The organism is Clostridium sp. (assembly GCF_036646415.1).
GTDB lineage: Bacteria > Bacillota > Clostridia > Clostridiales > Clostridiaceae > Clostridium_J.
This window is the reverse complement of record NZ_JAVXMF010000052.1, coordinates 1-6,236: the sequence shown is the minus strand read 5'-3', so window position 1 is coordinate 6,236 and position 6,236 is coordinate 1. Positions and strand designations below refer to the sequence as shown.

The following is a 6,236-nucleotide window of genomic DNA, read 5'->3' as shown; positions in this document are numbered from 1 at the left end:
TCAGAGAAGGTGGAAGAACAGTAGGATCAGGAGTTGTAACTTCTATCATTAAATAATTTATATTTAAGATTTCTATAATGCAAATTTAAAATATAATACCCTGTAATGGGTAATGTGCACAATAAAACCTAGGAATTGTAGAGAGATGGGGACGCCCGTCTCTTTATTTTTTACTTCATTTTTAAAATTGAGTTTTAAAATGAAGTAAAAAATAAATAATTGTAGTTGGAATAAATCGAGATATAATGGGCATAAATAAAAAATGAATTTAAATTGAGTTTTGGAGTTATTTACGTAATAAAACAATGAAAGAATACATGTTACATATTTTTCAAATATTATGCATAACAAAAAAATAAAAATAAAATTTGTGGAAAAATTCTATCATTTTTAAAATAATACTCATTAAAAGTAAGGTTAAAAAACGAATAAAAAAGTCTTGTCAAAGCTAATAAAATAATGTATACTATAGAAGTTGCAATATGGTAACAGCGATGAGGTAAGAGGTTGCCGGACTTCCGGGGGAATTCTTAACCGAGCATGTCCTAATCAAGAATTGGGCGACGGGGTCTGTGGTGTGCTTCGTGTTTTCTTGAAAAATAGGAAACACTAGGAACAGTTTACAGAACATCCGCTGTTGCGCGTAAGAAGTAATAGCGTGCGATGAAAAGGAGGGAATACAATGTCAAAACAAAAAATCAGAATAAGATTAAAAGCGTTTGATCACACAATACTTGATCAATCAGCAGAGAAAATTGTTGAGACTGCTAAGAACACAGGGGCTAAAGTAGCTGGACCAGTGCCACTACCAACTGAAAAAGATATAATAACTATCTTAAGAGCTCCACATAAATACAAAGATTCAAGAGAGCAGTTCGAAATAAGAACTCACAAGAGACTAATCGACATATTAAGTCCATCACCAAAAACTGTTGATGCATTAATGAGATTAGACTTACCAGCAGGAGTAGATATCGAAATTAAATTATAATCGTACATAGTACATGAAGTTGAACTATGAAGTACGGGTAATAGATAAACTATTACTAACTATTATGATCATTAAGGTGATCCGCTAATAAGTAGGAGGTGTATTTAAATGAAAAAAGCTATAATGGGTAAAAAACTAGGAATGACTCAAATATTTGATGAAAATAGAAAAGTAATTCCAGTTACAGTTGTAGAAGCAGGTCCATGCGTAGTTATCCAAAAGAAAACAATGGAAAATGATGGGTACGAAGCTATAAAAGTTGGATTTGGAGATATAAGAGAAAACATCGTAAACAAACCTAAAAAAGGTGAGTTTATCAAAGCAGGTGTTGTTGTAAGAAGACACATTAAAGAATTTAGATTGGAAGATACAAGTGCTTACGAAGTAGGTGCTGAAATCAAAGCAGAAATATTTGCTGCTGGAGATAAAGTAGATGTATCTGGAATATCTAAAGGAAAAGGATTCGCTGGGGTTATTAAAAGATGGAATTTCCACAGAGGACCAATGAGTCACGGATCTAAGTTCCACAGAGCAGTAGGTTCTATGGGAGCATCATCAGATCCAGCAAGAACATTTAAAAATAAAAAAATGCCTGGACATATGGGTAATGTAAATACTACAGTATTAAACCTTGAAATAGTAAGAGTAATACCTGAAAAGAACATTATTCTTGTTAAAGGTGGAATACCAGGACCAAATAAAGGTTTAGTAGTAATAAGAAACGCTGTTAAAGCTTAAGGGAAGGAGGATGCAGAATGCCTACATTAAAAGTGTATAACACTGAAAAGAAAGAAGTTGGAGAAATCCAATTAAATGATAGCATTTTTGGAGTTGAAGTTAGCGTTGAAGCAATGCACCAAGTTGTAGTAGCTCAATTAGCTAATAAAAGACAAGGAACACAAAGTGCTAAAACTAGAGCTGAAGTAAGAGGCGGAGGAATTAAGCCTTGGAGACAAAAAGGAACAGGAAGAGCAAGACAAGGTTCTATAAGAGCTCCACAATGGATTCACGGGGGTATCGTGTTTGCACCAAAACCACGTGATTACAGAGTTTCAGTTCCAAAGAGCATGAGAAGAGTAGCTATGAAATCAGCTTTAACTTCAAAAGTACAAGAAAACGAAATGATAGTACTTGAAGGTTTATCTTTCGATGCACCAAAGACTAAAGAAATGGTGAAATTAATCAATGCTTTTGAAACTAAGAAAACACTAATAGTTGTAGCTGAATCTAATGAGAATGTTTATAAATCAGCAAGAAACATTCAAGGAATAGCTGTAATTCCAGTAAACAACATAAATGTTTACGACATATTAAAATATGAGAACTTAATGATTACTAGAGAAGCTGTATCAAAGATTGAGGAGGTGTATGCATAATGAAAATGACTAGTTATGATATTATAAGAAAACCTGTTATAACTGAAAAAAGTATGGCTGCTATGGCAGAAAAAAAATACACTTTCATCGTTGACATACACGCTAACAAAGTTCAAATAAGAAAAGCTATCGAAGAAGTTTTCGGAGTTACTGTTGCAGATGTTAAAACTTTAAGAAACTTAGGGAAAACTAAGAGAGTTGGAGTTCACATTGGTAAAAGAGCTGACTTCAAAAAAGCAATTATTCAATTAACAGCTGATAGCAAAACAATTGAATTCTTTGATGGAATGCAATAATATATAACGCGAGTATTGGTTAGAACCAGATAAGCGAAAAAGGAGGGAAACCTAATGGCAGTTAAAAAGTTTAATCCTACCACACCTTCAAGAAGAAATATGACTATGGCTTCATTTGAAGAAATAACTACAAATGTACCAGAAAAATCACTTCTTGTTGCTAAGAAAAGAACAGGTGGTAGAAATAATCAAGGTAAAATTACTGTTCGTCACCACGGTGGTGGAGCAAAACAGAAATATAGATTAATAGATTTCAAGAGAACTAAAGATGGTATTCCAGCTAAAGTTGCAACAATCGAGTATGATCCTAACAGATCTGCTTACATCGCATTAGTTGTTTACAGTGATGGTGAAAAGAGATACATAATAGCTCCAGTTGGATTAAAAGTTGGAGATGTTATAGTGTCAGGACCAGAATCTGATATAAAACCAGGAAACACACTTCCAATAGCTAACATTCCAGTTGGTACAATGATTCATAACATTGAATTGCAAGTTGGAAAAGGTGCTCAACTTGTTAGATCTGCAGGTTCTTCAGCTCAATTAATGGCTAAAGATGGCGATTATGCTCAAGTGAAATTACCAAGTGGAGAAGTTAGATATGTAAGATTAAACTGTAGAGCTACAATTGGAACAGTTTCAAACTTAACACATGAAATTGTTAAAATAGGTAAAGCAGGAAGAAAAAGACATATGGGTATAAGACCTACAGTGAGAGGTTCTGTAATGAACCCTAACGATCACCCACACGGTGGAGGAGAAGGAAAATCTCCAGTTGGTCATGCAAGCCCACGTACTCCATGGGGTAAACCAGCTCTTGGATATAAAACTAGAAAAACTAAGAAATACTCTGACAAGTTTATTGTTAAGAAAAGAAATAGTAAGTAATTAGAAGAGAATAGAGTTCTCTTCTGATTATGAACACTTTACATGAAGGGAGGCCACTAATAGTGAGTAGATCAGTTAAAAAAGGACCTTTTGTAAAAGAATCTCTTCTAAAGAAAATAGAAGATATGAACAAAGCAGGCGAGAAGAAAGTTATAAAGACTTGGTCAAGAAGCTCTACAATTTTTCCTCAAATGATTGGACACACAATTGCTGTTCATGATGGAAGAAAACATGTTCCAGTATATGTTCAAGAAGATATGGTAGGACACAAACTTGGAGAGTTCGCTTTAACAAGAACTTTTAAAGGTCATATCGCAAAGGAAAAATCAAGTAGAATGAGATAGTACGGGAAGGAGGAAGTTATCTATGGAAGCTAAAGCTATAGCTAAATATGTAAGAATGTCTCCTATGAAGGTTGGGATTGTTCTTGACTTGATAAGAGATAAGAATGTAAATGAAGCTTTCGCTATATTACAATATACTCCAAAAGATGCAGCTGTGGTAATTGATAAATTATTAAAATCAGCTGTTGCGAATGCAGAGAACAACTTTAATTTAGACAGAAACAGATTGTATGTTGCAGAGGCTCACACAGGTGCAGGTCCAACATTAAAGAGATTTAGACCTCACGCTCAAGGTAGAGCATTTAGAATACTAAAAAGAACTAGCCATATAACTCTAGTAGTTAAAGAAAGAGCTTAAGAAGGAGGGATATAGAGTGGGTCAAAAAGTACATCCACACGGCCTAAGAGTTGGTGTAATCAAGGATTGGGACGCTAAATGGTATGCAGATAAAAAGAATTTCGCAGACAACTTAGTTGAGGATCATGCTATCAGAGAATATTTAAAGAAAAGATTATTCACTGCTGGAATATCAAAAATTGAGATAGAAAGAACAGCGAAAAGAGTTAAAATCAATATACATACCGCAAAGCCAGGAATGGTTATAGGAAAAGGCGGTCAAAGTATAGAAGAACTAAAAGTTGCATTGAAAGAAGTTGTTACTGATAAATTTGTTTTAATTAACATAGTAGAAGTTAGAACACCAGAAAATAATGCACAATTAATGTCTGAGAACATAGCAGCTCAACTAGAAAAGAGAATATCTTTCAGAAGAGCTATGAAACAAACTATTCAAAGAGCTATGAGAACAGGTGTTAAGGGAGTTAAGACTGCATGTTCAGGTAGATTAGGCGGAGCTGAAATCGCGAGAACAGAGCAGTATCATGAAGGAACAATTCCACTACAAACTTTGAGAGCTGATATAGATTATGGATTTGCTGAAGCAAATACAATCTACGGAAAAATCGGAGTAAAAGTTTGGGTATATAAAGGTGAGGTTCTTCCAACTAAGAAAGTTAAGAAGGAAGAAAGTAACTCATAATAACGTGTAAGGAAGGAGGAATTTGACATGTTAATGCCTAAAAGAGTTAAACATCGTAAGGTACAACGTGGTAGAATGAGAGGTAAAGCTACAAGAGGTAACTTCATAGCTTATGGAGACTTCGCTTTACAAGCAACAGAATGCGGTTGGATTACAAGCAACCAAATCGAATCTGCCAGAATAGCTATAAATAGATACGTTAAAAGAGGAGGAAAGGTTTGGATAAAAATCTTCCCTGACAAACCAGTAACTGAGAAACCAGCTGAAACTCGTATGGGTTCTGGTAAAGGTTCACCAGAATATTGGGTAGCAGTAGTAAAACCAGGTAGAGTATTATTTGAAATAGCTGGAGTAACTGAAGAAGCTGCTAGAGAAGCAATGAGACTTGCATCTCATAAATTACCAGTAACAACTAAGTTTGTTACTAGAAGAGATTTTGAGGAAATGGGTGGTGAAATCAATGAAGGCTAATGAATTGAAAGAGTTGAGACAAGGTACTACTCAAGATTTGAATGCAAAATTATCTGATCTTAAATCAGAATTATTTAACCTTAGATTTCAGTTAGCTACAGGACAGTTGGAAAACCCAATGAGAATTAAGCAGGTTAAGAAGTCTATAGCCCAAATTAAAACCATCCTTAGAGAAGAAGAATTAAGGGCTTGTGAGCAGTAATACTGAAAGGAGGTTCATCTTGTGGAAAGAGGAAATAGAAAAACTAGAATCGGAAGAGTTGTTTCTGACAAAATGGATAAAACAATAGTAGTTGCTGTAGAAACTAAAGTTAGGCATCCACTATACGGAAAAACTGTTAATAGAACAACTAAATTTAAAGCTCATGATGAGAATAATGAAGCAAAAGTTAACGATAGAGTATTAATAATGGAAACAAGACCACTATCTAAAGATAAGAGATGGAGACTTGTTGAAATCATGGAAAGAGCTAAATAGTTAACTGAAGGGAGGGTATTTACATGATACAACAACAAACATTATTAAAAGTAGCGGATAACTCTGGTGCTAAAGAGATAATGTGTATTAGAGTACTCGGTGGTTCCAAGAGAAAATGGGGAAACATCGGAGACGTAATTGTTGCTAGCGTTAAAAGTGCAACACCAGGTGGAGTTGTTAAAAAAGGTGACGTAGTAAAAGCAGTTATTGTTAGATCAGTTAAGGGTTTGAGAAGAGCAGACGGGACTTATATCAGATTTGATGAGAACGCAGCTGTTATTATAAAAGACGATAAGAATCCAAAAGGAACTCGTATCTTCGGACCTGTTGCTAGGGAGCTAAGAGATAAAGA

At 34.6% G+C, this 6,236-nt stretch carries 12 protein-coding genes; all 12 read left to right on the top strand.

Annotation, left to right across the window (positions count from 1 at the left end; genetic code table 11):
* Window positions 1-682: 682 nt before the first annotated feature.
* Window positions 683-991, top strand: a complete 309-nt coding sequence (gene rpsJ / locus RSD37_RS16495) for a 30S ribosomal protein S10 (RefSeq protein ID WP_346933146.1) — start codon at window positions 683-685, stop codon at window positions 989-991.
* 108 nt (window positions 992-1,099) lie between these two features.
* Window positions 1,100-1,729 (top strand): 50S ribosomal protein L3, encoded by a 630-nt coding sequence (gene rplC / locus RSD37_RS16490; protein ID WP_346947822.1) that lies wholly within the window; start codon window positions 1,100-1,102, stop codon window positions 1,727-1,729.
* 17 nt (window positions 1,730-1,746) lie between these two features.
* Window positions 1,747-2,367, top strand: coding sequence for a 50S ribosomal protein L4 (gene rplD, locus RSD37_RS16485; RefSeq protein ID WP_346947821.1), 621 nt, complete (start codon window positions 1,747-1,749; stop codon window positions 2,365-2,367).
* The gene (gene rplW, locus RSD37_RS16480; RefSeq protein ID WP_346947820.1) at window positions 2,367-2,663 is read left to right on the top strand and encodes a 50S ribosomal protein L23; all 297 of its coding nucleotides are present in this window, start codon (window positions 2,367-2,369) and stop codon (window positions 2,661-2,663) included. Before rplD ends, rplW begins: the two co-directional genes overlap by 1 nt.
* 54 nt (window positions 2,664-2,717) lie before the next feature.
* Window positions 2,718-3,551, top strand: coding sequence for a 50S ribosomal protein L2 (gene rplB / locus RSD37_RS16475; RefSeq protein ID WP_346947819.1), 834 nt, complete (start codon window positions 2,718-2,720; stop codon window positions 3,549-3,551).
* Between the two features lie 62 nt (window positions 3,552-3,613).
* Complete coding sequence (rpsS, locus tag RSD37_RS16470; protein ID WP_346947818.1) at window positions 3,614-3,895, top strand: 30S ribosomal protein S19; 282 nt, start codon at window positions 3,614-3,616, stop codon at window positions 3,893-3,895.
* A 22-nt stretch (window positions 3,896-3,917) separates the two neighbouring features.
* Complete coding sequence (gene rplV, locus RSD37_RS16465) at window positions 3,918-4,253, top strand: 50S ribosomal protein L22 (protein ID WP_346947817.1); 336 nt, start codon at window positions 3,918-3,920, stop codon at window positions 4,251-4,253.
* 16 nt (window positions 4,254-4,269) lie between these two features.
* Entirely contained in the window at window positions 4,270-4,935 is a 666-nt protein-coding gene (gene rpsC / locus RSD37_RS16460; protein WP_346947816.1) for a 30S ribosomal protein S3, read from the top strand.
* A gap of 27 nt (window positions 4,936-4,962) precedes the next feature.
* A complete protein-coding gene (gene rplP / locus RSD37_RS16455) occupies window positions 4,963-5,406 on the top strand; it encodes a 50S ribosomal protein L16 (RefSeq protein WP_346947815.1) in 444 nt (147 codons plus the stop codon).
* Window positions 5,396-5,608: a 50S ribosomal protein L29 gene (gene rpmC / locus RSD37_RS16450; protein ID WP_346947814.1), complete on the top strand. Its 213-nt coding sequence runs from the start codon at window positions 5,396-5,398 to the stop codon at window positions 5,606-5,608. The genes rplP and rpmC overlap by 11 nt, the downstream gene beginning before the upstream one ends.
* A gap of 21 nt (window positions 5,609-5,629) precedes the next feature.
* Window positions 5,630-5,884, top strand: coding sequence for a 30S ribosomal protein S17 (rpsQ, locus tag RSD37_RS16445; RefSeq protein WP_021285434.1), 255 nt, complete (start codon window positions 5,630-5,632; stop codon window positions 5,882-5,884).
* Window positions 5,885-5,907: 23 nt separating this feature from the next.
* Window positions 5,908-6,236, top strand: a 329-nt coding sequence (gene rplN / locus RSD37_RS16440) for a 50S ribosomal protein L14 (RefSeq protein WP_346947813.1), incomplete at its 3' end; no start/stop codon positions are given.

Excerpts from the sequence above, each read along its gene's own strand:
- rpsJ (WP_346933146.1), top strand. The coding sequence starts at position 683 with ATGTCAAAACAAAAAATCAGAATAAGATTAAAAGCGTTTGATCACACA.
- rplC (WP_346947822.1), top strand. The coding sequence starts at position 1,100 with ATGAAAAAAGCTATAATGGGTAAAAAACTAGGAATGACTCAAATATTT.
- rplD (WP_346947821.1), top strand. The coding sequence starts at position 1,747 with ATGCCTACATTAAAAGTGTATAACACTGAAAAGAAAGAAGTTGGAGAA.
- rplW (WP_346947820.1), top strand. The coding sequence starts at position 2,367 with ATGAAAATGACTAGTTATGATATTATAAGAAAACCTGTTATAACTGAA.
- rplB (WP_346947819.1), top strand. The coding sequence starts at position 2,718 with ATGGCAGTTAAAAAGTTTAATCCTACCACACCTTCAAGAAGAAATATG.
- rplV (WP_346947817.1), top strand. The coding sequence starts at position 3,918 with ATGGAAGCTAAAGCTATAGCTAAATATGTAAGAATGTCTCCTATGAAG.
- rplP (WP_346947815.1), top strand. The coding sequence starts at position 4,963 with ATGTTAATGCCTAAAAGAGTTAAACATCGTAAGGTACAACGTGGTAGA.
- rpmC (WP_346947814.1), top strand. The coding sequence starts at position 5,396 with ATGAAGGCTAATGAATTGAAAGAGTTGAGACAAGGTACTACTCAAGAT.